29 protein-coding genes are annotated in these 24,669 nt (G+C 76.0%); 18 read left to right on the top strand and 11 right to left on the bottom strand.

What is annotated here, in order from left to right; all coding sequences use genetic code 11:
• Position 1: 1 nt before the first annotated feature.
• The 11 genes from cobO (at position 2) to BMY88_RS21030 (ending at position 10,205) form a co-directional block, all read left to right on the top strand.
• The gene (cobO, locus tag BMY88_RS21080) at positions 2–616 is read left to right on the top strand and encodes a cob(I)yrinic acid a,c-diamide adenosyltransferase (protein ID WP_091948525.1); all 615 of its coding nucleotides are present in this window, start codon (positions 2–4) and stop codon (positions 614–616) included.
• Positions 613–2,001, top strand: a complete 1,389-nt coding sequence (locus BMY88_RS21075) for a cobyrinic acid a,c-diamide synthase CobB (protein ID WP_091948522.1) — start codon at positions 613–615, stop codon at positions 1,999–2,001. Before cobO ends, BMY88_RS21075 begins: the two co-directional genes overlap by 4 nt.
• Positions 1,988–2,680, top strand: a complete 693-nt coding sequence (locus BMY88_RS21070; protein WP_091948519.1) for an energy-coupling factor ABC transporter permease — start codon at positions 1,988–1,990, stop codon at positions 2,678–2,680. The genes BMY88_RS21075 and BMY88_RS21070 overlap by 14 nt, the downstream gene beginning before the upstream one ends.
• A complete protein-coding gene (locus BMY88_RS21065) occupies positions 2,677–2,994 on the top strand; it encodes an energy-coupling factor ABC transporter substrate-binding protein (protein ID WP_091948516.1) in 318 nt (105 codons plus the stop codon). Before BMY88_RS21070 ends, BMY88_RS21065 begins: the two co-directional genes overlap by 4 nt.
• Positions 2,991–3,725, top strand: a complete 735-nt coding sequence (cbiQ, locus tag BMY88_RS21060) for a cobalt ECF transporter T component CbiQ (RefSeq protein ID WP_091948514.1) — start codon at positions 2,991–2,993, stop codon at positions 3,723–3,725. Before BMY88_RS21065 ends, cbiQ begins: the two co-directional genes overlap by 4 nt.
• Positions 3,722–4,567 carry an energy-coupling factor ABC transporter ATP-binding protein gene (locus BMY88_RS21055; protein ID WP_091948511.1) on the top strand — a complete coding sequence of 282 codons (846 nt, stop codon included), beginning with the start codon at positions 3,722–3,724 and terminating at the stop codon, positions 4,565–4,567. Before cbiQ ends, BMY88_RS21055 begins: the two co-directional genes overlap by 4 nt.
• Positions 4,564–4,926, top strand: a complete 363-nt coding sequence (locus BMY88_RS21050; protein WP_091948508.1) for a cobalamin biosynthesis protein — start codon at positions 4,564–4,566, stop codon at positions 4,924–4,926. Before BMY88_RS21055 ends, BMY88_RS21050 begins: the two co-directional genes overlap by 4 nt.
• Positions 4,927–4,994: 68 nt before the next feature.
• The gene (gene cobC / locus BMY88_RS21045) at positions 4,995–6,071 is read left to right on the top strand and encodes an Rv2231c family histidinol phosphate aminotransferase CobC (RefSeq protein WP_091948505.1); all 1,077 of its coding nucleotides are present in this window, start codon (positions 4,995–4,997) and stop codon (positions 6,069–6,071) included.
• Entirely contained in the window at positions 6,068–7,165 is a 1,098-nt protein-coding gene (gene cobT, locus BMY88_RS21040) for a nicotinate-nucleotide--dimethylbenzimidazole phosphoribosyltransferase (RefSeq protein ID WP_091948619.1), read from the top strand. Before cobC ends, cobT begins: the two co-directional genes overlap by 4 nt.
• Positions 7,165–8,418 carry a uroporphyrinogen-III C-methyltransferase gene (gene cobA, locus BMY88_RS21035; protein ID WP_091948502.1) on the top strand — a complete coding sequence of 418 codons (1,254 nt, stop codon included), beginning with the start codon at positions 7,165–7,167 and terminating at the stop codon, positions 8,416–8,418. Before cobT ends, cobA begins: the two co-directional genes overlap by 1 nt.
• Positions 8,419–8,621: 203 nt before the next feature.
• Positions 8,622–10,205: a M28 family peptidase gene (locus BMY88_RS21030; RefSeq protein ID WP_211435764.1), complete on the top strand. Its 1,584-nt coding sequence runs from the start codon at positions 8,622–8,624 to the stop codon at positions 10,203–10,205.
• 34 nt (positions 10,206–10,239) lie between these two features.
• On the opposite strand, the gene ygiD is transcribed toward BMY88_RS21030, so the two are convergent.
• Both ygiD and soxR read right to left on the bottom strand, forming a co-directional pair.
• The gene (gene ygiD / locus BMY88_RS21025) at positions 10,240–11,091 is read right to left on the bottom strand and encodes a 4,5-DOPA-extradiol-dioxygenase (protein ID WP_170861219.1); all 852 of its coding nucleotides are present in this window, start codon (positions 11,089–11,091) and stop codon (positions 10,240–10,242) included.
• Positions 11,088–11,606 (bottom strand): redox-sensitive transcriptional activator SoxR, encoded by a 519-nt coding sequence (gene soxR, locus BMY88_RS21020; protein ID WP_091948613.1) that lies wholly within the window; start codon positions 11,604–11,606, stop codon positions 11,088–11,090. The genes ygiD and soxR overlap by 4 nt, the downstream gene beginning before the upstream one ends.
• 59 nt (positions 11,607–11,665) lie before the next feature.
• Between soxR and BMY88_RS21015 the strand changes: the two genes are divergently transcribed.
• Entirely contained in the window at positions 11,666–12,367 is a 702-nt protein-coding gene (locus BMY88_RS21015; protein WP_091948497.1) for an SDR family NAD(P)-dependent oxidoreductase, read from the top strand.
• Positions 12,364–13,392, top strand: coding sequence for an S-adenosylmethionine:tRNA ribosyltransferase-isomerase (locus tag BMY88_RS21010; protein WP_091948494.1), 1,029 nt, complete (start codon positions 12,364–12,366; stop codon positions 13,390–13,392). The genes BMY88_RS21015 and BMY88_RS21010 overlap by 4 nt, the downstream gene beginning before the upstream one ends.
• Positions 13,393–13,402: 10 nt before the next feature.
• Here the strand turns inward: BMY88_RS21010 and BMY88_RS21005 are convergent, their stop codons facing one another.
• The gene (locus BMY88_RS21005; protein WP_244524831.1) at positions 13,403–14,128 is read right to left on the bottom strand and encodes a (2Fe-2S)-binding protein; all 726 of its coding nucleotides are present in this window, start codon (positions 14,126–14,128) and stop codon (positions 13,403–13,405) included.
• A 100-nt stretch (positions 14,129–14,228) separates the two neighbouring features.
• On the opposite strand from BMY88_RS21005, the gene acs reads away from it, so the two are divergent.
• From acs to BMY88_RS20990, 3 genes are all read left to right on the top strand, one after another.
• Complete coding sequence (gene acs / locus BMY88_RS21000; RefSeq protein WP_091948611.1) at positions 14,229–16,178, top strand: acetate--CoA ligase; 1,950 nt, start codon at positions 14,229–14,231, stop codon at positions 16,176–16,178.
• Between the two features lie 209 nt (positions 16,179–16,387).
• A complete protein-coding gene (locus BMY88_RS20995) occupies positions 16,388–16,894 on the top strand; it encodes a phage holin family protein (protein ID WP_091948489.1) in 507 nt (168 codons plus the stop codon).
• Positions 16,895–16,905: 11 nt separating this feature from the next.
• Positions 16,906–17,832, top strand: coding sequence for an alpha/beta fold hydrolase (locus BMY88_RS20990; protein WP_091948486.1), 927 nt, complete (start codon positions 16,906–16,908; stop codon positions 17,830–17,832).
• Between the two features lie 33 nt (positions 17,833–17,865).
• Here the strand turns inward: BMY88_RS20990 and BMY88_RS20985 are convergent, their stop codons facing one another.
• From BMY88_RS20985 to nth, 5 genes are read right to left on the bottom strand one after another with little or no spacing between them, the layout of a single operon-like run.
• Positions 17,866–19,047, bottom strand: a complete 1,182-nt coding sequence (locus BMY88_RS20985) for a MarP family serine protease (protein ID WP_091948484.1) — start codon at positions 19,045–19,047, stop codon at positions 17,866–17,868.
• A 4-nt stretch (positions 19,048–19,051) separates the two neighbouring features.
• Positions 19,052–19,537 (bottom strand): plastocyanin/azurin family copper-binding protein, encoded by a 486-nt coding sequence (locus BMY88_RS20980; RefSeq protein WP_091948481.1) that lies wholly within the window; start codon positions 19,535–19,537, stop codon positions 19,052–19,054.
• The gene (locus BMY88_RS20975) at positions 19,527–20,303 is read right to left on the bottom strand and encodes an NUDIX hydrolase (protein ID WP_244524830.1); all 777 of its coding nucleotides are present in this window, start codon (positions 20,301–20,303) and stop codon (positions 19,527–19,529) included. The genes BMY88_RS20980 and BMY88_RS20975 overlap by 11 nt, the downstream gene beginning before the upstream one ends.
• On the bottom strand, positions 20,300–20,878 hold the full coding sequence (locus tag BMY88_RS20970; RefSeq protein WP_244524829.1) for a TlpA family protein disulfide reductase: 579 nt from the start codon (positions 20,876–20,878) through the stop codon (positions 20,300–20,302). The genes BMY88_RS20975 and BMY88_RS20970 overlap by 4 nt, the downstream gene beginning before the upstream one ends.
• Positions 20,879–20,889: 11 nt before the next feature.
• Positions 20,890–21,684 (bottom strand): endonuclease III, encoded by a 795-nt coding sequence (gene nth, locus BMY88_RS20965; protein WP_091948474.1) that lies wholly within the window; start codon positions 21,682–21,684, stop codon positions 20,890–20,892.
• 151 nt (positions 21,685–21,835) lie between these two features.
• On the opposite strand from nth, the gene BMY88_RS20960 reads away from it, so the two are divergent.
• Complete coding sequence (locus BMY88_RS20960; protein WP_091948471.1) at positions 21,836–22,069, top strand: hypothetical protein; 234 nt, start codon at positions 21,836–21,838, stop codon at positions 22,067–22,069.
• Between the two features lie 214 nt (positions 22,070–22,283).
• On the top strand, positions 22,284–22,958 hold the full coding sequence (locus BMY88_RS20955; RefSeq protein WP_091948468.1) for a Crp/Fnr family transcriptional regulator: 675 nt from the start codon (positions 22,284–22,286) through the stop codon (positions 22,956–22,958).
• Positions 22,959–23,151: 193 nt separating this feature from the next.
• Here BMY88_RS20955 and BMY88_RS20950 read toward each other — a convergent pair whose 3' ends face one another.
• From BMY88_RS20950 to sp36, 3 genes are read right to left on the bottom strand one after another with little or no spacing between them, the layout of a single operon-like run.
• Positions 23,152–23,952, bottom strand: coding sequence for an NUDIX hydrolase (locus BMY88_RS20950; protein ID WP_091948465.1), 801 nt, complete (start codon positions 23,950–23,952; stop codon positions 23,152–23,154).
• A gap of 16 nt (positions 23,953–23,968) precedes the next feature.
• Positions 23,969–24,442, bottom strand: coding sequence for a RidA family protein (locus BMY88_RS20945; RefSeq protein ID WP_091948462.1), 474 nt, complete (start codon positions 24,440–24,442; stop codon positions 23,969–23,971).
• Positions 24,443–24,449: 7 nt separating this feature from the next.
• Positions 24,450–24,623 carry a Sp36 family protein gene (sp36, locus tag BMY88_RS23980; RefSeq protein ID WP_091948604.1) on the bottom strand — a complete coding sequence of 58 codons (174 nt, stop codon included), beginning with the start codon at positions 24,621–24,623 and terminating at the stop codon, positions 24,450–24,452.
• Between the last annotated feature and the right edge of the window lie 46 nt (positions 24,624–24,669).

Genomic DNA, 24,669 nt, shown 5'->3' with positions numbered 1-24,669 from the left:
CATGCCGCAGGGGAGGGTCGCCGTCACCCCCGACGACGGGCTGACCACGCGGGCCCGCCGCAACCGCCCGCTGCTCGTCGTCCACACCGGTGAGATGAAGGGCAAGTCCACCGCCGCGTTCGGCATGGCCATGCGGGCGTGGAACCAGGGCTGGTCGATCGCGGTCTACCAGTTCGTCAAGAGCGCCAAGTGGCGGGTCGGCGAGGAGAACGCGCTCACCGCGCTGGGCCGGCTGCACGAGCAGACCGGCGAGGGCGGCCCCGTCACCTGGCACAAGATGGGCAGCGGCTGGAGCTGGTCGCGCCGGCAGGGCACCGAGGTCGACCACGCCGCCGACGCCGCCGAGGGCTGGGCGCAGATCCGCCGCGACCTGGCCTCCGAGGCGCACCGCTTCTACGTCCTCGACGAGTTCACCTACCCCGTCCACTGGGGCTGGGTGGACGTCGAGGAGGTGGTCGAGACGCTGCGGACCCGGCCCGGCACCCAGCACGTGGTGATCACCGGCCGGAACGCCCATCCGGCGCTGGTCGAGGCCGCGGACCTGGTCGTGGAGATGACCAAGGTCAAGCACCCGATGGACGCCGGCCAGAAGGGCCAGCGGGGGATCGAGTGGTGAGCGCGCCGCGACTCGTCGTCGCCGCGCCCACCAGCGGCGCCGGCAAGACGTCGATCACGACCGGCCTCGTCGCCGCACTCACCGCCCGCGGCCTGGCCGTCTCCCCGCACAAGGTCGGCCCCGACTACATCGATCCCGGGTACGCCGGCCTGGCCGCCGGGCGCCCGGGCCGCAACCTCGACCCCTGGCTCGTCGGCGAGGAGCGGATCGCGCCGCTGTTCCTGCACGGGGCGCGCGGGGCCGACGTCGCGGTCGTCGAGGGCGTCATGGGTCTGTTCGACGGCGCCAGCCACCCGCACGTGCCGGCCGGGTTCGGCTCGACCGCGCACGTGGCCGGGCTGCTGCGGGCGCCGGTCGTGCTGGTGGTCGACGCGAGCGCCCAGGCCCAGAGCGTCGCCGCACTGGTGCACGGGTTCGCCACGTTCGACCCCACGGTGCGGCTGGGCGGGGTGGTGCTCAACCGCGTCGGCAGCGCGCGGCACGAGGCGATCCTGCGCGAGGCGCTCGCCGGCGCCGGGGTCCCCGTCCTGGGCGCGGTCCCCCGCACCGACGCGGTGGGGACGCCGTCGCGGCACCTGGGCCTGGTGCCGGCCGCCGAGCGCTCGGCCGAGGCGCTGGCCACGGTGCGCCGGCTCGGCGAGGTCGTCGCGGCCGGGGTGGACCTGGACGCCGTCCTCGCGCTGGCCCGGACCGCGCCCGGGCTCCCCGCCGCCCCGTGGGACCCCGCCGCCGAGGTCGACGTCGTGCCCGGCCGGCCGCGCATCGCGGTCGCGGGCGGGCCCGCCTTCACCTTCGGCTACGCGGAGAACGCCGAGCTGCTGGCCGCGGCCGGCGCCGACGTGGTGACCGTCGACCCGCTCCGCGACGAGCGCCTGCCCGCCGGCACGGCCGGGCTCGTCGTCGGCGGCGGCTTTCCCGAGGTGTACGCGGCCGAGCTGTCCGCCAACGCCGGCCTGCGGGCCGACGTCGCCGCGCTCGCCGCCCGCGGGGCGCCGGTCGCCGCGGAGTGCGCCGGCCTGCTCTACCTCTCCCGGGAGTTGGACGGGCACTCGATGTGCGGCGTCCTCGACGTCACCACCGCGATGACCCCGCGGCTGACCCTGGGCTACCGCGCGGCGGTCGCGGCCGCCGACTCGGTGCTGGCCGTCGCCGGCACCCGGGTGCGCGGGCACGAGTTCCACCGGACGACGGCGACCCCGCCGGCCGGCCCGACCCCGGCCTGGCACTGGTCGGGCCCGGACGACGCCACCGCCGAGGGGGTTGCCGCGGGCCCGGTGCACGCCTCCTACCTGCACCTGCACTGGGCGGGCAGCCCCCAGCTGGCCACCCGGTTCGTGTCCTCCTGCGCGGCCGCCGACCGATCGGAGCAGCATGCACATCGCTGAGGGGTTCCTGCCGCCGCTGCACGCGGTGGGCTGGACCGTCGCCGCCGCGCCCTTCGTCGTGCACGGCGCCCGCGCGGTCGTGAAGGAGGTGCGCGAGCACCCGGAGAACACGCTCCTGCTCGGGGCGGCCGGCGCGTTCACCTTCGTGCTCAGCGCGATCAAGCTGCCCTCGGTCACCGGCAGCTCCAGCCACCCCACGGGCACCGGCGCCGGCGCGGTGCTCTTCCGGCCACCGGTGATGGCGCTGCTCGGCACGGTGGTGCTGCTGTTCCAGGCGCTGCTGCTGGCCCACGGCGGGCTCACCACCCTCGGGGCCAACGCGGTCGCCTTCGCCGTCGTCGGGCCCTGGGCCGGCTACGCCGCGTTCCGGCTGACCCACGGCGTCGGCGGCGGCCTGCTGCCGGGGGTGTTCGTCGCCCTGGTCGTCGCCGACCTGGCCACCTACCTGACGACGTCGGTACAGCTCGCCCTCGCCTTTCCCGACGCGGGCAGCGGGACGGCCGGGGCGCTGGCGAAGTTCCTCGGGGTCTTCGCCGTCACCCAGATCCCGCTGGCCATCGGCGAGGGGCTGCTCGGGGTGCTGCTGTTCCGGGTGCTCACCGTCAACGCCCGGCCCGAGCTCGAGAGACTGGGCCTGCTCCGGCCGGTCGCCGCCCCGGCCGAGGGCGGCGCCCGATGAGCCGCCGCACGCTGGTCACCGTGCTGCTCGTGCTCGGCGTCGTGGCGCTCTTCGCCGTTCCGCTGCTGCTCGACGGCGGGTCCTCGGACTACTCGGGCTCCGACGGCCGGGCCACCGAGGCGATCGAGGAGACCGGCTACACGCCCTGGTACGAGTCGGTGTTCTCCCCGTCCGGGGAGGTCGAGTCCGGGCTGTTCGCCGTGCAGGCCGCGCTGGGCGGCGCCGTGCTCGGCTACGTCGTCGGCCGGCTGCGCGGCCGCCGCTCGAGCACCCCGGCCGCGCCCCCGGTCCCGGAAGCCGCCGAGGCCCCGTGACCGGACTCGCCGTCGACGACGCCGCCTGGGCCAGCGCCTGGCGCCGCCGCTCCCCCGGGGACAAGCTCCTGCTCTGCCTCGGCCTGGTCGTCTGCGCGCTCGTGCTGCCCGCCTGGCCGGGCAGCGTGCTGGTCGCCGCGGTCGCCGTCGCGCTCGCCCTCGGCCCGGCGCGGGTGCCCGCCCGGACCTTCGGCCGCGCGGTCCGCCTGCCCCTCGCCTTCGTCGCCGTCGGCGCCCTGACCGCGGTGGTGTCCGTGGACGGCGGCCTCGGCTGGGCACCCGACGCCGCGACCTCCGCCGGCGCGCTGGTCGGCCACGCCCTGGCCGGCGGCGCCGCCGTCCTGCTGCTGGCCACCACGACGCCGATGGCCGACCTGCTTCCCGCGCTGCGCCGGCTGCGGGTGCCGGCCGCGGTGGTGGAGGTCGCGTCGGTGACCTACCGCCTGCTGTTCGTGCTGCTGGAGAGCCTGTCCACCATCCGCGAGGCGCAGGCGGCGCGCATGGGCCACTCGACGTGGCGCCGGTCCTGGCGCTCGACCGGGCTGCTGGCCGCCGCGGTGCTCACCCGCTCCTGGGACCGTGCCCGCCGGATGCAGGAGGGCCTCGCCGGCCGCGGTCTCGAGACGGGCCTGCGCGTGCTCCCCGAGGTCCTGCCGTCGTCGCGCCCCTTCCTGGCCTGCTCCGCCCTGGGCCTGGCAGGCATCGTCTCCGCGTCGCTGGCGGTCGCGTGACCCACCGCTGCCTCGCCGCCGAGGGGCTGGCCGCCGGGTACGAGCGCGGGCGGCACGTGCTCGACGGCGCCTCGCTCACGGTGCCCGCCGGCCGCCGGCTGGCCCTGCTGGGCGCCAACGGCTCGGGCAAGACGACGCTGCTGCGGTGCCTGTCCGGCTCCCTGGAGCCCGCCGCGGGCGCGGTGCTCCTCGACGGCGCGCGGCTGCAGCACACCCGCCGCGGCCTGCGCGCCCACCGGCAGGAGGTGCAGCTGGTCCTGCAGGACCCCGACGACCAGCTGTTCAGCGCCTCCGTCGCGCAGGACGTCTCGTTCGGCCCGCTCAACCTGGGCCTGGGCGAGGACGCCGTCCGCGAGCGGGTCGCCGAGGCGCTCGCGCTGCTCGCCGTCGACGGCCTCGCCGCCCGCCCCACCCACCAGCTCTCCTACGGCGAGCGCAAGCGGGTGGCGATCGCCGGCGCCGTCGCCATGCGCCCCTGCGTGCTGCTGCTCGACGAGCCGACCGCGGGCCTGGACCCCTCCGCGGTGACCGAGGCCCTGGCCGCGCTCGCCCGGCTCCAGGCCACCGGCACGACGGTCGTCATGAGCACCCACGACGTCGACCTGGCGCTGCGCTGGGCCGACGAGATCGCCGTCGTGGTCGACCGGCGGGTGGTGCAGGGCCGGCCGGCGGAGGTCCTGGGCGACGACGCCCTGCTCGCCCGCGCCCGCCTCGACCGCCCCTGGGCGCTCACCGTGGGCGCCCGGCTGCGCGCGCTCGGGCTGCTCCCCGCCGGCGCGCTCCCCCGCGACGCCGCGGAGCTGCTGGCCTCCCTCCCCGCGCGGCCGGGGGTGCCGACGTGAGGGTGGGCATCGGCGCCCGGCCCGGCGTGACCGCCGAGGAGGTGCTGGCCGCCGTCGACGCCGTGCTGCCCGCCGGCGCCGCGGACGTCCGCCTGGCCACCCTCGACGTCCGCGCCGCGGAGCCGGGGATCGCCGCCGCCGCGGCCGCCCGCGGCTGGCCGCTCGCCGGCCACTCCGCGGCGGAGCTGGCCGCGGTCGCCGTGCCCGCCCCGTCGGCGCGGGTGGCCGCGGCGGTCGGCACGCCGTCGGTCGCCGAGGCCGCCGCGCTGCTGGGCGGCGGCACCCTCGTCGTCCCGCGGACGGTGCACGGCCGGGTCACCGTGGCGGTGGCCCGCGGGAGCGAACCGTGGACACCGTGAGCGGACAGGGGCGTGAGCATCGCAGCGAGGAACGAGCGAGGAGCGGAGCGGCCCCGCGGGAGCGAACCGTGGACACCGTGACGTACGACCTCCACCACCACGGGGACGCCGAGCTCGCCCCCGGGCTGGTCGACCTCGCCGTGAACGTCCGCACCGGCACCCCGCCGGCCTGGTTGCGCGAGGTGCTGCACCGGGCCCTGGACGACGTCGCCGCCTATCCCGATCCCGCCCCGGCGCGCGCCGCCGTCGCCGCCGCGCACGGCCGCCCCCCGGAGGAGGTCCTGCTCGCCGCCGGCGCCGCCGAGGTGTTCGTGCTGGTGGCGCGGGCGCTGGCCCCCCGCCGCGCCGTCGTCGTCCACCCCTCGTTCACCGAACCGGAGGCGGCGCTGCGCGCCGCGGGGCACCCGGTCGAGCGGCTGCTGCTGCCCGCACCTGACTACCGGCTGGACCCGGCGGCCGTCCCCGCCGACGCCGACCTCGTCGTGCTCGGCAACCCGACCAACCCGACCTCGGTGCTGCACCCCGCCGGGGCGGTCGCCGCGCTGGCCCGCCCCGGTCGGGTGCTCGTGGTCGACGAGGCCTTCGCCGACACCGTGCCGGGCGAGCCGGAGTCGCTGGCCGGGTGCCGCGACCTGCCCGGGGTGCTCGTCGTCCGCAGCCTGACCAAGACCTGGGGCCTGGCCGGGCTGCGCGTCGGCTACGCGCTGGGGGCAGCGGACCTGATCGCCGCGCTCGGGGCCGCCCAGCCGCAGTGGCCGGTGTCCACCCCGGCGCTGGCCGCGCTGACCGCGTGCAGCTCCCCCGCCGCCCGGGCCGAGGCGGACGCCGCGGCGGCCGAGCTCGGGGTCTCCCGCGCGGCGCTGCTGGCCGCCCTCCCGCCCGCCGCGACGGTGGTCGGCGAGCCCCGGTCGTCGTTCGTGCTGCTGCGCGTGCCCGGCGGCGCGCGGGTGCGGGCCGAGCTGCGCGCGCGGGGCTGGGCGGTGCGCCGCGGCGACACCTTCCCCGGCCTGGACGACGACCACCTGCGGGTCGCCGTCCGCGATCCGGCGACCTCCCGTGCGCTCGCCACCGACCTCGCTGCGATCCTTGGTCCCCCGTCCCCGACGTCGCGGACCGCACCCCCTGCCCCGGAGGAGATCCGCTGAACACCGACCCGACCCCCTTCGCCGGCACCCCGCTGGGCGAGACGATCGCCGCGATCGCCCCGCGCGACGCCGCCGCCGAGCAGGCCGCCCGCGAGCGGCTGGACCGCATGACCAAGCCCCCGGGCTCGCTCGGCGTCCTCGAGGACGTCGCCGCGCAGCTCGCCGGGATCGCCGGCAACTGCCCGGCGCCGCTGCCCGCGCCGGCCGCCGTCGCCGTCTTCGCCGCCGACCACGGCGTGCACGCCCAGGGCGTCACCCCGTGGCCGCAGGAGGTGACCGCGCAGATGGTCGCCAACTTCCTGGCCGGCGGCGCCGTGGTGAACGCCTTCGCCGCGCAACTGGGTGCCGACGTCGTCGTGGTGGACGTCGGGGTGGCGACGCCGTACGCGGTGGAGCAGACCGACCGCCTGCTCCGGCGTTCCGTGCGGCCGGGCACCGCCGACCTCGCCGTCGGCCCCGCCATGACCCTCGACGAGGCCCGCCGCGCGGTCGAAGTGGGCATCGAGGTCGCCACCGCGCTCGCCGCCGACCACGGCTGCCTGGTCAGCGGGGACATGGGCATCGCCAACACCACCGCCTCGGCGGCGCTGATCTGCGCCTTCACCGGCACGCCGGCCCCCGCGGCCACCGGTCGCGGCACCGGCGTCGACGACCCGACGCTGGCCCGCAAGGTCGCCGTCGTCGAGCGCGCGGTCGGCCGGCTGCCCGGCCGGCCCGGCACCCCCGAGGAGGCGCTGGCCACGCTGGCCGAGGTCGGCGGGCTCGAGCACGCCGCGATCGCCGGCTTCGTGCTGGGCGCCGCCGCGGCGCGGGTGCCGGTGCTGCTCGACGGCGTGATCGCGGGGTCCGCGGCGCTGGTCGCGGCCGCGCTCTGCCCGACCGCGCTGCAGTACGCGCTGGCCGGGCACAGCTCGGCCGAGCCGGGGCACGCCCCCGCGCTCCGCGCCCTGGGGCTGCGGCCGCTGCTCGGGCTGGACCTGCGGCTGGGCGAGGGCACCGGCGCGCTGCTGGCCCTGCCCCTGGTCGCCTCGGCGGCGCGGGCGTTGCAGGACGTGGCGACGTTCGACTCGGCCGGGGTCACGGAGAAGAACTGATGCCGGAGACCCCCGTCGATCCCCGCACCGGGGTCGTCTACCCCATCGGCCTGCGGCTGCTCGGCCGCCGCGTCGTCGTCGTCGGCGGCGGCCAGGTCGCCCACCGCCGGGTGGCCGGCCTGCTGGAGGCGCGCGCCGACGTCGTCCTCGTCAGCCCCGAGGTCACCCCCGCGCTCGAGGCGTTCGTCGCCCCCGGGTCGCTGACCTGGATCCGCCGCCGGTACTCCTCCGGCGACCTCGAGGGCGCCTGGTACGCGGTGGCCGCCACCGACGACCGGGAGGTCAACGCCGCGGTCGCCGCGGAGGCCGAGCGCAACCGGATCTTCTGCGCCCGGGCCGACGACCGGGCCGCGTCGAGCGTCTGGACCCCCGCCGTCGGGCGGCAGGGCGACCTGGTGATCGGCATCCACGGCGGCGGGGACCCCCAGCGCGCGGTGAGCGTGCGCGACGCCGTCCTCGCCGGGCTGGCCGACGGCTCGATCGCCGACCGGGTGGCCCGCCCCGTCCCGGGCGGCCCGGCCGGCTCGGTCGTGCTGGTCGGCGGCGGACCGGGCGACCCCGGGCTGATCACCGTCCGCGGCCGGCAGGCGGTCGCCCAGGCCGACGTCGTCGTCGCCGACCACCTGGCGCCGCAGTCGCTGCTGGCCTCGCTGCCGCCGACCGTCGAGGTGATCGACGCGTCGAAGCTGCCCCGCGGCCGGTCGATGGCGCAGGAGGAGATCAACGCGCTGCTGGTCGAGCACGCGCTCGCCGGCAAGCGGGTGGCCCGGCTCAAGGGCGGCGACCCGTTCGTCTTCGGCCGGGGCATGGAGGAGGTCGAGGCCTGCGTGGCCGCGGGCGTGCCGGTCGAGGTCGTGCCGGGGGTGACGTCGGCGATCGGCGTCCCGGCCCTGGCGGGCATCCCGGTCACCCACCGCGGGCTCACCCACGAGTTCGTCGTCGTCTCCGGGCACCTGCCGCCGGGACACCCCGCCTCGCTGGTGGACTGGGCGGCGATCGGCCGACTGCGCGGCACCGTCGTCGTCCTGATGGGCGTCGACACCGCGCCGCAGATCGCGGCCGCCCTCGTCGAGCACGGCCGCGCGCCCGGCACCCCGGTCGCCGTCATCGCCGACGGCTCCACCCCGGACGAGCGGGTCGTGCGCACCACGCTGGCCGGGCTGGGCGCGACGCTGGCCGCCGAGGGGATCGGCCCACCGGCCGTCTGGGTGGTCGGCGAGGTCGTCTCGCTCGGGGTCCGCGCGCCCTCCTGACGGCGGGTGATCGCGACGTCGCTCCACGTTCCGGCACACACCGGTCGCGGTCGCGGCGGCGACCGCCCCGCGGCGTGTTCCGTGACGGACCTGTACGTCCGCTGTGAGCGAGGGGCATCGTCCCCGTCACCGACAGCGAGACGGAGGGGAACACGATGCGATCTCGACGGGTAGGGGCAGGCAGGAGCAGGACGGCGCCACGGGTGGCCGCGGCCGGCATCGGCGGGGTGGTGCTGGCCCTGCTGGTGCCGGCCACGGCGGCCTCGGCCGACGGGTGCGACAACCGCAACAACAACACCTACGACAAGCTCCTGCAGTGCATGACCGCCGACGGCGTGCTGGAGCACCTGACCGAGTTCCAGAAGATCGCGGACAACAGCGTGGACCCGATCTACCCGGGCACGCGGGCCGCCGGCACGACGGGCTACCAGGCCAGCGTCGACTACGTCGCCGGTCTGCTCGAGCAGGCCGGGTACCAGGTGACCCTCGACCCGGTGGAGATCACCTTCAACTTCCCGGCGACGCTGCGGCAGACGGCGCCGGTGGCGGCCGACTACGAGACCGGCGTCTTCACCGGCAGCGGCAGCGGCCTGGTCGAGGGCCAGGTCATCCCGGTGGACATCAACCTCACGGGAGACCGCGCTTCGACCAGCGGCTGCGAGGCCGCGGACTTCACCGGCCTGGACTTCAGCGGGCCCGCCGACATCGCCCTCGTCCAGCGCGGCACCTGCTTCTTCGGCACCAAGGCTTTCTACGCCGAGCAGGCCGGCGCCGAGGCCGTGATCGTCTTCAACCAGGGCAACAGCCCCGACCGCGAGGCGCTCATCGTCGCCGACGCCACCAGCGTCGACGAGCCGATCCCCGGCGCCCCCGGCCCCATCACCCACGGCATCCCCGTGGTCGGCGCCAGCTTCGCCGACGGGGTCGCCCTGGCCCAGCCGGGCTCGACCGCCTTCGTCCAGGTGCTCCCCGCCGAGACCCGGACCGACTACAGCGTCATCGCCGAACTGCCGGGCCGGAACACCGCGAACGTGGTCATGGCCGGCGCCCACCTCGACAGCGTCATCGAGGGCCCCGGGATCAACGACAACGGCTCGGGCTCGGCGGCGCTGCTGGAGACCGCGCTGCTGCTGGCGAACTCGCACCCGGAGAACACGCTGCGCTTCGCGTGGTGGGCCGGCGAGGAGCAGGGCCTGCTGGGGTCGGCCGACTACGTGGCGGGCCTCCCGCAGGCCGAGCAGGACCGGATCGCGCTGTACATGAACTACGACATGGTCGGCTCGCCCAACTACATCTTCATGGTCTACGACGCCGACGAGTCCACCTTCGAGGCGCCGGTGCCCGTCCCGGCGGGCTCGACGGCCATCGAGGACGTCTACGAGTCGTACTACACGCTGATCGGTGAGCCCTACGACGACACCGAGTTCTCCGGTCGCAGCGACTACGAGGCGTTCATCCTCGCCGGGATCCCCTCCAGTGGCCTGTTCACGGGTGCGGAGGAGATCAAGACCGACGAGCAGCAGGCGATCTGGGGCGGCGTCTCGGGTGAGCAGTTCGACCCGTGCTACCACGAGGCCTGCGACACGATCGAGAACCTCGACCTGCACGCACTGGACGTGAACAGCGATCTGATCGCCTTCGCGATGCTCACGTTCGCCTACTCCACGGAGTCGGTGAACGGCGTCCCGGGCCGCGCCATGCCCGGCCCCGGGGTGACCCTCCCGGCGCCCGCGGGCCCGCAGGGGACCTTTACTCCGGTGAGCGGGGGGGCGGCGCCCGCCGCCTGACCGTCGGCGGTACCGGGCCCGGCCGTCGGCGGCGTCAGATGTTGGCGCCGTCGGCGGGCGGGTCCTCGGGCAGCGCGGCGGCGACGCCGATGCCGCCGGTCGACGGGACGCTCGCCCCGGCCGTGTACGACGTCATCGACAGCGAGCCGTACGCGTAGCCGTCGACCAGCACGTCGGCCGGCTCGCCGGCCGCGGCCGCCAGCCCGGCGACGTAGAGCAGTGGCAGGAAGTGGTCGGGCGTCGGGACGGCGAGGTCGAAGTCGCCGTGCCCGTCGAGCCGGCCGACACCCGAGGGGTCGCCGAGCATCAGCTCACGCGCCGCGTCGTCGAAGCGCCGCGCCCAGTCGAACCCGCCGTCGGGCAGCGCCCGGCTCACCCCGCCCAGGTTGTGCACCACGTTGCCGCTGCCGATCACCAGGACGCCGTCCGCCCGCAGCGGCGCGAGGGCCGCTCCGAGCTGCAGGTGGTAGTCGGCGGGCTTGAGCGCGTTGATCGACAGCTGGACCACGGGGACGTCGGCGGCCGGGAAGGCATGCCGCAGCACCGACCAGGCCCCGTGGTCGATACCCCAGCTGTCCAGGTCGGCCCCCACCCACATCGGCTTCACGACGTCGGCGATCTCGTCGAGGAGCGACGGCAGCCCAGGAGCCGGGTAGTCGACCTCGAACAGCGCCGGGGGGAACCCGAAGAAGTCGTGGATGGTGCGCGGCCGGGCCATCGCGGTGACCGCGGTCGCGTGCACGTACCAGTGCGCGGACACGACCAGGATCGCCCGCGGGCGCGGGACCGAGCGGCCGAACGACCGCCAGGCCTCGGTGTACCGGTTGCTCTCCAGGGCGTTCATGGGATTGCCGTGGCCGAGGAACGCGGCGGGCATCGAGGTCATGGGCCCTCCTTCCGTCCCGGCGCTCCTACCCCGGCCGGCCGGCTCGCACCCCGGCTCCGGCCGGAGTTGCTGGTCGGCGGCACCCGGCGCAGGGCCGGGGAGAGCCAGCGGGCGCCCGGCCCGTGCGCGGCCGCGGTGTCGCCCGGGTTCGACAGCGCGCACCGGGACAGCGACAGGCAGCCGCAGCCGATGCACGCGGACAGCCCGTCGCGCAGCTGCACCAGGGCCGCGATCTGCTCGTCCAGCCGTGCGCGCCAGGTCTCCGACAGCCGGGCCCAGTCCCGCGCCGTCGGCGTGCGCCCCTCCGGCAGGGTCGCCAGGGCCGCGCGGATCTCCGGCAGCGAGAGCCCGACGTTCTGCGCGGCCCGGATGAAGGCCAGCCGGCGCAGCACCGAGCGCGGGAAGCGCCGGGCGCCGCCCGCGGTGCGCTCGCAGCTGACCAGCCCCTCGGCCTCGTAGTAGCGCAGCGCGGAGACGGCCACCCCGGAGCGCGCCGCCACGTCGCCGATCGTCATCAGATCCACGGCGTCATCCTCTTGACCTCGAGTCCACTCGAGGCAAGACCGTACTCGCCATGGAGATCCGTACCGCCCTCGTCACCGGCGCCTCCCGCGGTCTCGGCCGCGCGCTGGCCACCGCCCTCAACGCCCGCGGCTGGCGGCTCGTCGTCGACGCCCAGGATCCCGGCCGGCTCGCGGCGACCGTCGCCGGCCTGCCCCGCCCCGACCTCGTCACGGCCGTTCCGGGGGACGTCGCCGACCCCGCGCACCGGTCCGCCCTCGCCGCCGCCGTCCCGGACCGGCTGGACGCCCTGGTGAACAACGCGAGCGAGCTCGGGCCGAGCCCGCTCCCCCGCCTGGCCGACCTGGCACCGGAGGCGCTGACCCGGCTGCTGGCGGTCAACACCGTCGCCCCGCTGGCTCTGGTCCAGGCGGTGCTGCCCGCCCTGCGCGCCGCCGGCGGGCGCGTGGTGGACGTCAGCAGCGACGCCGCCGTCGCCGCCTATCCCGGGTGGGGCGGGTACGGCGCGAGCAAGGCCGCGCTGGACCGGCTCAGCGCCGTGCTGGCCACCGAGGAGCCGGCGCTGCGCGTGTTCGCCCTGGACCCCGGCGACATGCGCACCGCCATGCACCAGGCCGCCTTCCCCGGGGAGGACATCGGCGACCGCCCCGAGCCGGAGAGCGTCGTCCCCGCGCTGCTGCGCCTGCTGGAGTCCGAGGTGCCCTCCGGGCGGTACACGGCCGCCGAGCTCACCCCCGCGGGAGCGCGGTCGTGACCGCCCGGTTCGCGCTCCCCCCGGACGCCGAGGCGACGGCGCCCCCGGAGCGCCGGGGCCTCGCCCGCGACGGCGTCCGGCTGATGACCGTGCGCCCCGGCGGCGTGACCTCTGCCGTCTTCCGGGACCTGCCCGACCTGCTCTCCCCCGGCGACCTGCTGGTGGTGAACACGTCGGCGACGCTCCCGGCGCGGCTGGACGTCCGGCGGCGGGACGGCGTCCTCGTGCCGCTGCACGTCTCCCCGCCCCTCGACGACGGCGACTGGGTCGTCGAGCTGCGCCGGCCGGACAACGACGGCCCCGACCTCGGCGTCGAGCCGGGCAGCACGGTGGACCTGCCCGGCGGCGGCACCCTGCGGCTGCTGGCCGGCCACCCGCACCCCGGCCGCGGATCGCGGCTGTGGCGGGCCCGGCCCGAGCCGCCGGCCGAGGTCCGCACGGTGCTGACCGGGCACGGCCGGCCGATCACCTATGGCTACTTGCGCGGCCGCGTCACCCTGGCCGACGCGCAGAACGTGTACGCGACCGAGCCGGGCAGCGCCGAGAACGCCAGCGCCGGCCGCCCGTTCACCGACCGGCTGCTGGTGCGCCTCATGGCCCGCGGCGTGCCGGTCGTCCCCCTGGTGCTGCACGCCGGGGTGTCCAGCCCGGAGGTGCACGAGCCGCCGCTGCCGGAGCGCTTCGCCGTCCCCGAGGTCACGGCGCGGCTGGTCACGGCCACGCGGCGGGCCGGCGGACGGGTGGTCGCCGTCGGCACGACCGTCACGCGGGCGCTGGAGTCGGCCACCGGCGAGGACGGCGCCACCCGCCCGGCGGCCGGCTGGACCGACCTCGTGCTCGGCCCGGAGCGCCCCGCGCGGGTGGTGACCGGGCTGCTCACCGGGCTGCACGCGCCCGAGGCCTCGCACCTGCGGCTGCTGGAGGCCGTCGCCGGGGCGGACCTGGTCGACCGCGGCTACGCGGCCGCCGTCGCCGAGCGCTACCTGTGGCACGAGTACGGCGACTCGATGCTCTTCCTCCCCTGAACGGAGTCGCTCAGGGGATGCGCTCGGCCGTGTCGTGGAGCAGGACCTGGCGCTCGGCGGGCGGGCGGCGGGGGCAGGAGGTGCACAGGCCCTCACCGGGCAGGCGGTACAGCTGGCAGCACGAGGCGCGCCGGGTGAAGCGCACCGCCCGTGGGCCGACGTCGACGTAGCGCGGTGCGGGCAGCGGCGGGCCGATCGCGGCCGCGACCGGGGCGGCCAGCGCGGTGACGGCGCCGACGTCCCCCAGCGCCCGCCCCAGCGCCAGCAGCCGGTTGGCGATGGAGTCGGTGGCGATCGCCCACAGCGGCGCGGGCCGCACGTCCCCCGCCAGCGCGACCGCGGCCACGACGGCGGCCAGCGACTCGCGCAGCTCCCCGGCGACGTCGCCCCACGGCGCCCCCGACACCGCGGCCACCGGCGTCCCCCCGGCGAGCACCGTCACCGACAGGTCGGCCAGCCGCGCCGACAGCGGCACCCCGGTGGCCAGCCCGGCCAGCGGCGGCGTCACGAGGACGGCGGACAGCGAGTACCACCACACGATCGCGAGAACCCGCCGGTCGGCGCTGCGGTAGCGGCGGCCGAGCTCGGCGACCCGCTCCGCCGTCCACCCCGGATCGGCCAGGACCGGGCCCGGGACGACCGTCCCGACCGGCGGCGCGACCAGCCCGAGCGCGGCGGCCCCGGGCACCCGCGCAGCTACCGCCGCCTGCCCGCCGTCCGCCCAGCGCTCCCCCACCCACCCAGTCTGACCGGTCCCCCGCCGGCAGCGTCGCCGCGGAGCCCGCCGGGCCATACGGTGTGGTCCGGAGCACGTGGGCCGGGAGAAGGAGGAACCGATGTCGGAGTCGACCGAGGTGGAGGGCCGCCGCTTCCCGGTGCCCGAGCAGCTGGCCGCGCAGGCCAACGTGGGGCCGGACGTGTACGCCGAGGCCGAGCGCGACCGGCTGGCGTTCTGGGCGACCCAGGCCCGCCGGCTCACGTGGACCCGGGAGTGGGACGAGGTGCTCGACTGGAGCAACCCGCCCTTCGCGAAGTGGTTCGTCGGCGGGACGCTCAACGTCGCCTACAACTGCCTGGACCGGCACGTCGAAGCCGGCCACGGAGACCAGGTCGCCTACCACTGGGAGGGCGAGCCCGGCGACACCCGCACGATCACCTACGCCGAGCTCACCCGCGAGGTCTGCAAGGCCGCCAACGCCCTGACCGAGCTCGGCGTGGCCGCCGGCGACCGCGTCGCCATCTACATGCCGATGATCCCCGAGACCGTCATCGCGATGCTGGCCTGCGCCCGCATCGGCGCCGTCCACATGGTCGTGTTCGGCGGCTTCTCCGCCGACGCCCTGGCCAGCCGGCTCGACGACTCCGGCGCCGTCCTGGTGATCACCGCCGACGGCGGCTACCGCCGCGGAGCGCCCAGCGCGCTCAAGCCCGCCGTCGACGACGCCGTGCGCCGCAGCCCCGGCGTGCGCAACGTGCTGGTCGTGCGGCGGACCGAGTCCGACGTCGAGTGGACCGAGGGCCGCGACCTGTGGTGGCACGACGTCGTCGACCGGCAGCCCGACCGGCACACGGCCGAGTCCTTCGACGCCGAGCACCCGCTCTACATCATGTACACGTCCGGGACGACGGCGAAGCCGAAGGGCATCCTGCACACCTCCGGCGGCTACCTGGCGCAGGTGGCCTACACGCACTGGGCGACGTTCGACCTCAAGCCCGACACCGACGTGTACTGGACGGCGGCCGACGTCGGCTGGGTGACCGGCCACAGCTACATCGTCTACGGGCCGCTGGCCAACCGGGCCACGAGCGTGATGTACGAGGGCACTCCGGAGACCCCGCACCGCGGCCGCTGGTTCGAGCTGATCCAGAAGTACGGCGTGACGATCCTCTACACCGCGCCCACGGTCATCCGGACGTTCATGAGGTGGGGCGAGGACATCCCCGCCGGCTTCGACCTCTCCTCGCTGCGGGTCCTCGGGTCGGTCGGCGAGCCGATCAACCCCGAGGCGTGGCTCTGGTACCACGAGCACATCGGCGGGGGCCGCTGCCCGATCGTCGACACCTGGTGGCAGACCGAGACCGGCGCGCACATGATCACGCCGCTGCCCGGGGTCACCCACCTCAAGCCGGGCTCGGCGCAGACGCCGTTCCCCGGCATCAGCGCCAAGGTCGTCGACGACGAGGGCAAGGAGCTCGGCGACGACTCCACCGGCCTGCTGGTCCTCACCGCCCCGTGGCCGTCGATGCTGCGCACCATCTGGGGCGACGACGACCGCTACGTCGACACCTACTGGTCGCGCTTCGGGCCGCAGGTCTACTTCGCCGGCGACGGCGCGAAGAAGGACGCCGACGGCGACATCTGGCTGCTCGGCCGGGTGGACGACGTCATGAACGTCTCCGGGCACCGCATCTCCACCACGGAGGTCGAGTCGTCGCTGGTCGGCCACCCCGCGGTCGCCGAGGCCGCCGTGGTCGGCGCGTCCGACCCGACCACCGGGCAGGGCATCGTCGCCTTCGTCATCCTGCGGGAGAGCGGCACGGACTCCGGCGACGAGCTGGTGCAGGCGCTGCGCACGCACGTGGGTCACGACATCGGCCCGATCGCCAAGCCGCGGCAGATCATGGTCGTCCAGGAGCTGCCGAAGACCCGGTCGGGCAAGATCATGCGCCGCCTGCTGCGCGACGTCGCCGAGAACCGCGAGCTCGGGGACGTCACGACGCTCACCGACTCCTCGGTGATGAACCTGATCAAGGAGAACCTGCCGACGGCGGCCTCGGAGGACTGAAGCCGCCTCGGCCACCGAGGCATAGGAGGCTATCCCCACGTCTTGAGCGCCCCAGACGAGGGGAAAGCCTCCTATGCCTCGACCGTAGGCCGGGGGCCGAGACCTCGACCGGGGGACACCGAGCGCGAGCTGCGCGGACATCCGGCACGATCACCGGGGAGAGACCGCGGTGGCCAGCGTGCCGCCGCCCGACCGAGGAGGAGCCACTCGTGGCCCACAGCGCATCGACGACCCCGTCCGGGGCGCGGCCCACCGGCGCCGAGGAGCCCTCGATCGGCACCCTCGTGCAGAGCGCGATGGCCGACGTCTCCACGCTCATCCGCAGCGAGGTCGAGCTCGCCAAGGCCGAGGTCGGCACGTCGGCGAAGAAGGCCGGCATCGGCGCGGGGGCGTTCGGCGCCGCGGGCGTCGTCGCGGGGTTCTCGTTCTTCTTCCTCTTCATCGCGATCGCGGAGTTCCTCACCTGGCTGGGCCTCGCGCGCTGGATCTCCTACCTGATCGTGTGGGTGCTCCTACTGGTCGTCGCGGCGATCGCCGCCCTGCTGGGCCGGCGCTTCATGAAGAAGATCGAGAAGCCGGAGCGGACGATCGAGTCGCTCAAGGAGCTGCCGGACGTGATGCACCGCGAGGCGCCCGGCCAGCGCCGCCGCGACCTGCCGACCATCGCCCCCGGCGGGCAGGTCTCGCGCCGCGACCCCGACACCTACCTGGTCTGACGCCTGCCCCGGTGACCTCTCCCGCCGAGGAGCCGCCGGACGCCACCAGCGTCCTGCTGCCGGGCCCGTGGTCGCACCGCGACCTGTCGGCCAACGGCGTCCAGTTGCACGTCGCCGAGGCCGGCGAGGGTCCGCTGGTGGTGCTGCTGCACGGCTTTCCGCAGTTCTGGTGGACCTGGCGGGCCCAGCTCCCCGCCCTCGCGGCGGCCGGGTTCCACGCCGTCGCCCCGGACCTGCGCGGCTACGGCGCCAGCGACAAGCCTCCCCGCGGCTACGACCTGCCCACCGCGGCGGACGACGTCGCCGCGCTGATCCGCGCCCTCGGCGAGCGCGAGGCGATCCTGGTCGGCCACGACTGGGGCGCGCTCGTGGCCTGGACGATGGCCGCCCTGCACCCGCGCAGCGTCCGCCGGCTCGTCGTCCTGTCGATGGCCCATCCGCGGCGGCTGCGCGCGGGGATGGCCGACCCGGCGCAGCGGCGGGCGTTCCGCTACTTCCTGGGCGCGCAGCTCCCGCGGCTGCCCGAGCGCCGGCTCACCCGGGACGACGACGACCCCGTCGCCGACCTGCTCCGCCGCTGGTCGGGGCCCGCGTGGACGCACACGCCGGACTTCGCCGAGGCGGTCGACCGGTACCGCGCCGCGGCCCGCATCCCGCAGGCCGCCTACGGGTCGATGGAGTACCTGCGCTGGGCCGGCCGGTCGCAGCTGCGCCCCGACGGCCTCCGCTTCGCCCGGCGCATGTCGGCCCCGATCACCGCCCCGACGCTGCAGCTGCACGGGGAGGCCGACACCTGCGTGCTGCCCACGACCGCGGCCGGCTCGGGCCGCTACGTCGCCGGCGCGTACGAGGTGCGCACGCTGCCCGGGGTCGGCCACTTCCCCCAGGAGGAGGCTCCCGACGCCGTGACCGAGGCGATCATCTCCTCCGCGCGATGACCGAGCGGCCCGGTCGCAGGGGCGTGGGGGTCGCTACTCGCAGGGGCCGGTGTCGACCGCCGCGGTCGCCGTCCGCCCGACGTCCGCGGCCTCCGACACCTGCTGCACGGTGAGCGCGTAGCCGGTGAGCGGGTCGGTGATGGCGGAGGCGAACACCACGCCGAGCACCTGGCCGGTGCGGTCGAACAGCGGCCCGCCGGAGTTGCCCGCGCGCACCTCGCCGTACAGGGCGTAGACGTCGCGGGTCACGGTCTGCTGGTCGCGGAAGTCGGGGCCGCTGATCTCGCCGCGGTCGCGGACCCGGGCCGGCCCGACGAACAGCCCCCCACCGCCCGGGTAGCCCATGATGATCGCGTCGGCGCCGTGGTCGACCGGCTCCGGGGCGAAGTTCAGCGGAACCGTCGGCAGCCCGGGGACCGCGAGGACGGCGACGTCGACCTCCGGGTCCACGAACACCGGCGTCGCCTCGTACTCCTCGCCCTCGGCGGTGACCACGGGGTCGGAGACGCCGGCCAGCACGTGCGCGTTGGTCATCACCCGCTGCGGCGCGAACACGAACCCGGACCCGTCGATCTGCCGGGAGCACGAGGACGCGACGCCGCGGATCTGCACCACCGAGCCCCGCACGCTCGCGACGACGGGGCTGTCGGCCAGCGTCGCGTCCGGCGCCGGGACGTCGCGGACGTCGGTCGGCGTCAGCGGGTCGAGGACGTCGGGCAGACCGCGCCGCTCGATGGCCTCCCGCAGCTGGTCGTAGACCGCGCGGACGCCCTCGGGGACGCTGGCGTCCACGGCGCGCACCAGCGCCGACTGCCGCACCTGGCTGGCCACCTCGGGGAACGGCGCGGTGGCCAGCGGCGTGGCGACCATCCAGGCCACCAGCAGCACCGCCACCGCCGAGAGGGCCGCGCCGGCCACGGAGTCGACCACCTTGGCCGGCTCCCAGGTGACCCGGCTGCGCACCGCCCGGCCGATCGCGCCGGCCAGCAGCTGCCCGAGCAGCGCCCCGGCCAGGACGACGACGAGCGCGGCGAAGACCCGTGTCACCGGGGAGGCGTCGACGCTGTCCGCCACCGCCCCGGACAGCTGCGCCCCGACGACCGCGCCGCCGAAGAAGCCCAGGAACGACGCCGCGGAGACCAGCAGCCCCTGCCGGAACCCCGACAGCGCGAACGCCAGCGCCAGGACGATGACGACGACGTCGACGAGGGACACGGGCTCAGGCCGCCGCGACCGTCATGGTGCCGACCTGCCCCAGCTGCAGGTGGAAGCTGCAGTCGAAGGGGTAGTCGCCCTCCGCCTGCACCTCGAACTCGATGGTGTCGCTCTCCCCCGGCTGCAGCAGCGGGATCTCCGCGGCGATCTCCGCCGGGCCCGTGTCCGGCGTGAACCGGAAGTTGTGCACCATCTGCTCGGCGGTGTTGCGCACCGTCAGCCGCACCGGGCCGGGCGCCACCGTGAACTCGTCGGGCAGGAAGACGTAGTCGTCGGGGGTCTCGATCGTGACCTCCTGGACGCCGTCGGCCGCCACGGTCACCGTCCCGAGCGAGGGGTCCGCCGAGGGGGCGGCACCACCGCCGCCGCCGTCGTCCCCGCCGCAGCCGGCCAGGAGCAGCACCCCGGCCACCAGGGCGGCGGCGCTCCGGCGCGGACCCGCCGCGAGCCGCCGGCTGGTGGAGGGCACGGAGGTCGGTCTACCGCTCATCGCCCGGGAACCGTACGCGCCGCGGCGCCGGACCGCCCGGATCGGCGACCGTCGGCGCGGCGCTGTCCTCGGTGCCGCCCTCGTCGACCGAGCCGGGCACCCGCCCGGGCCGGATCTTGTCCGGGTCGATCGGCCGGACGTCGGTGGCGTCCCAGGGTCGCGCCAGCCCGGCCGCCTCGAGGACGGCCTCGAGCACTCCCGCGGTGAAGCCCCACACCTCCATGCCGGCGACGGCGAAGGCCGGGCCCAGGAACCCCACCGGGTGCTTGAGCCGGTAGCGGTTGGCCGGGTCGACGAGCTCGGCCAGCGGCACCCGCGCGACGCGGGCCACCTCCTGCGGATCGCCGACCAGCACCTCCGACGGCTCGTCCCACCACGCCACGACCGGCACCACGAGGTTGTCCGAGGGCCCGAGGAACAGCTCCGGCAGCGTGCCGAGCACCCGGACGCCGGCCGGGTCGACCCCCGCCTCCTCCTGCGCCTCCCGCAGGGCCGTGCCCACCGGGTAGTCCTCGCCCGGATCCGCGCCGCCGCCGGGGAAGGCCGGCTGGCCGGCGTGGGTACGCAGGTGGGCGGACTTCTCGATGAGCAGCACGTCGGGCCCGTGCGGGCCCTCGGCGAACAGGATGAGGACGGCGGAGCGGCGGGCCGTCGACGTGCGCTGCTGCATGCGGTGCCGCAGCGGCAGGTGCTCGGCCCCGGCCATCAGCCGCCGTAGGAACTCCGGCAGATCACCGTCGCCCGGCGACAGCGCGCCCGCGGTCACAGCTGCACCCCGAGGTGCTCGGCGACCAGCGCGGTCAGCTCGTCGACGGAGTCGACCTCCCCGACCTGCACGAACGCGATCCCGCCCTCGGCGTCCAGGAAGTAGGTGAAGGGCAGGGCGGCCAGCCCGAGCTCGGCCATGAGCTCGCCGTCGCCGTCGAAGGCCGCGGGGAAGGTGGCGCCGGCCTCCTCGGCGAAGGACTCCGACTGCGGGACGCCGTCCTTGCTGACGACCCCCACGACCTGCACGCGGTCCCCGGCCCGCTCGGCGAGCTCCTGCATGAGCGGGAGCTCGGCGCGGCACGGACCGCACCAGCTGGCCCACAGGTTGACCACGGTCGGCACGCCGGGCGCGCGCCCCAGGTCGAGGGTGCCGCCACCCGGGCAGTCGAACTCCAGGCCGGGCATCGTCTCGGCGCCGGACGCCGCCCGGTCGGGCCACTCCGCGCAGGCCCCGAGCACCGACGGGCCCCCGCCGGATGCCGAGGGGTCGCCGGCAGGGCCGCCGTCGTCGTCCGCCGTGCACCCGGTCAGGACGGCGAGCGCCAGCCCGGCGGCGGCGAGGCTCCCCCGCACCCGCGCCGACCTCATTCGGTGTCCGAGGCGACCGGGGTCTTCACCAGCGCGGTCGCGACCTCCGGGTCGGTCGGGCCGATCCCGTAGGAGGGGCACCAGCGGGCCAGCCCGCAGGCGCCGCACGCAGCCTTCTTGGCGTGGCAGACGCGCCGGCCGTGGAAGATCACCCGGTGGCTGAACATGGTCCACTCGCGCTTGGGGACCAGCTCGGCGATCTCGGCCTCGACCTTCACCGGGTCCTCCTCCGCCGTCCAGCCGAAGCGGCGCACGAGCCGGCCGAAGTGGGTGTCGACGGTCAGCCCCGGCACGCCGAACGCGTTGCCGAGGACGACGTTCGCCGTCTTGCGGCCCACGCCCGGGAGGGTGACCAGGTCGGCCATCCGGCCGGGCACCTCGCCGTCGAACCGCTCGACCAGCGCACGGGCGAGCCCCAGGGCGGAGTTCGCCTTGGCCCGGAAGAAGCCGGTCGGCTTGAGGATCTCCTCGAGCTCGGCCCGGTCGGCGCCGGCCAGCGCGACGGCGTCGGGGTACCGGGCGAACAGGCTCGGGGTGACCTTGTTCACCGTCTTGTCGGTGGTCTGCGCGGACAGCACGGTGGCCACCAGGAGCTCGAAGGCGTTGGTGAAGTCGAGCTCGCAGTGGGCGTCGGGGTGGATGACCGCGAGCTCGCGGGCCATGCGCCGGGCCCGGCGGGTGCGGGCCAGCTGCGTCTCGTCGGGGTCGAAGGGCTCCCCGCCCCGGCCGGCGGCGCGGCGAGCCGGCGCGGAGCGGGGCGGGACGGGGCGCGCGTAGGCCGGCGAGGACACGGAACCGAGGGTAGGCGGCGGTACCGACGGCTCCGACGTGAGAGCATCGCCGACGGCACCACCCCGGGCATGGACGCCGGTACGGGGGGTGACCCGGGGGCTGCGGGCGATCTGCGCCGGGACCCCCGCAGACCGGAGGAGGAGGTAACCGGTGGTCGCCCTGGTCGTGATCCTGTTCCCCCCGCTGCTGATCGCCTTCCTGCTGGTGATGGAGCGCGTGGAGGAGCCGCTGCGCCGTCCGACCAGCCGGCGGGAGGTCGCCGAGTTCGTCGACACCGCGACGCTCGGCGAGGTGGACACCCTGACGAACTCGGGCGTCGGCCGGGCGATGGGCCGCTGGCGCAGCCGCCGTCGAGTGAAGCGCGCCACTCCACCGCTCGTCTAGAGAAGGACCCCGTCCTCCTCATCCCTCGCAAGCTCGGGTGAGCCTCGGGACGGGGCCTGACTCACCCGTCGGGGGTGCCCCGGCTCCCACCGATCGGGTGACCGTGCGCACAGCCCCTCTAGACTCGTCCCGAGATCGACGACCGCTGCCCGCTCCCGGGCCGTCGCCGATGCGGAACACCGTGGTGCCGAGGGATCGGTCGAGAGGACGCGTAGTGGACGAGGTGCTGGCCCAGTCCGGGCTCTTCCAGGGGCTGTCGGAGGAGGCCGTGACGCCGGTCGCCAGCCGGCTGGAGACGATCACCCTGCCGCGTGGCCGGGTCGTCTTCAACGAGGGCGAGCCCGGAGACAGCCTGTACATCGTCCTCACGGGCAAGATCAAGTTGTCGCGGCGCTCGCCCGACGGCCGGGAGAACGTGCTCGCCGTCATGGGTCCCTCCGACCAGTTCGGCGAGCTGTCCGTCTTCGACCCCGGGCCGCGCACGGCGACGGCGACCGCGGTCACCGACGTGAAGCTGGCCCGGATGCCGCAGTCGGTGCTCCGCCCGTGGATCGAGAGCCACCCGGAGATCGGCGAGAAGCTGCTGCAGGTGCTGGCCCGTCGCCTGCGCCGCACCAACGACTCCGTCGCCGACCTGATCTTCACCGACGTCCCCGGCCGCGTGGCCAAGGCGCTGCTGCAGATGGCCGACCGCTTCGGCAGCCGGGAGTCCGACGGCCTGCGCGTCAAGCACGACCTCACGCAGGAGGAGCTGGCCCAGCTGGTCGGCGCCTCCCGCGAGACCGTGAACAAGGCGCTGGCCGACTTCGTGCACCGCGGCTGGATCCAGCTGCAGGGCAAGTCCGTGGTCGTCCTCGACGAGGAGCGCCTGCGCCGCCGCGCACGCTGACGACTCCCTGACGTCGCGAGAGGCCGGGCACCCGCTGGGGTGGCCGGCCTCTCGCAGTCTGCGGGTGTTCTGCCGACGGTGCCGACGCGATCCCGCCGGCACTGTCGGGAATCCGCCGGCACAGTCGCCGGGTGGCCGGGTGGGGCTCGGCGCCGCTCGGGGACGACACCTGATCGCGGTGTGATCCGGAGGATCACGAGGGAAGCGGCACGACCAGGCGGAGTCGGGTGCCGTCGGGGAGCACGGCCCAGGTCCCGTCGGGGGTGGTCTCGAACCGCGGCGTGATCGCGTGCAGCGGCTCGGGCGGGGCGCCGGCGAGCACCGCGGCGACGTCGGAGTAGGGCTCCAGCTGGCCGAGGGTGTGGATCGTGGGCGGCAGCATCGGCCGCTGCCCGACCGCCATCTCGTGCAGGGCGGTGGACGGCGCCAGCCACGTCGCCTCGTCGGCCTCGCCGGAGATGTTGCGCGCCTCCTGCCCCTCGGGCACGGCGGCGACGAAGAACTTGGTGTCGTAGCGCCGGGGCTCGCGCGGCGGGGCGATCCAGTGGGCGAAAGGGCGCAGCAGGTCCGACCGCAGCACGAGGCCGCGCGCGGCGAGCAGCTCGGCGAGCGAGAGGTCCCGGCGCAGCAGCGCCTGCCGCTGCTCCTCCCAGTCCGCCCCGGTCACGTCCGGGACGACGGCGTCCCCGCCGGCCGGCCCTGCCAGCAGGACGCCGGCCTCCTCGAAGGTCTCCCGCACCGCGGCGCAGACGAGCTCCCGCGCCAGCCGCTCGTCGCAGCCGAGGGCGCTGCCCCAGTCCGCCGGGGAGGGGCCGGCCCAGGCCACGTCGACGTCCGCGTCGCGCGGGTCGACCCCGCCGCCGGGATAGGCGGTCATCCCCCCGGCGAACGGCATGCCCCGGGTGCGGCGGAGGAGGTAGACCTCGAGGCCGGCGGTCCCGTCGCGGACCAGCAGCACGGTGGCCGCCTGCCGCAGCGGGGCCGGCTCCCTCACCGGGAGGCGTCCGTCGTCATCGCAGTTCGACGGTGAGCTCGACCTCGACCGGCGCCCCCAGGGGCAGCTCGGCGACGCCGACGGCGCTGCGGGCGTGCCGGCCGGCCTCGCCGAACACCTTGCCCAGCAGCTCGCTGGCGCCGTTGACGACCCGCGGCTGGCCGGTGAAGCCCTCCGCGCTGGCGACGTAGCCGACCACCCGGATCACGCGGGCGACCGAGTCCAGGCCGACGAGCTCGTCGATGGCGGCCAGCGCGTTGAGGGCGCAGACCTTGGCGTCGTGCGCGGCGTCCTCCACGTCGACGGAGCCGCCCACCTTGCCGGTGCGCCGCAGCCCGCCGTCGACGAAGGGCAGCTGGCCGGACGTGAAGACCAGCTGACCGCTGCGGACCGCCGGCACGTACGCCGCGACCGGTGCGGCGACGACCGGGAGGCGGATGCCCAGCTCGGCCAGCCGGGCCGTCCAGCTCTGCGTCCGGGGGGTGGTCATGGCGCGCTCAGCTCGCGGGCCGCTTGAGGTAGGCGACGAGCTGGTCGGCGCCGCCGGGACCGGGGAGCACGGTGACGAGCTCCCAGCCGTCGACCCCCCACGAGTCGAGGATCGCCTTGGTGTTGTGGATCAGCAGGGGGATGGTGGCGTACTCCCACCGCTGGCGGGCCGCTTCGCTCATGGGCGCGACGCTAGCGCAGGCGGTGACCCCGCCGACCGCCCGCACG

Source organism: Trujillonella endophytica, from assembly GCF_900110555.1.
Taxonomy (GTDB): domain Bacteria; phylum Actinomycetota; class Actinomycetes; order Mycobacteriales; family Geodermatophilaceae; genus Trujillonella; species Trujillonella endophytica.
Note: the sequence above shows the minus strand (reverse complement) of the source record. Positions and strands in the feature narration are given on the sequence as shown.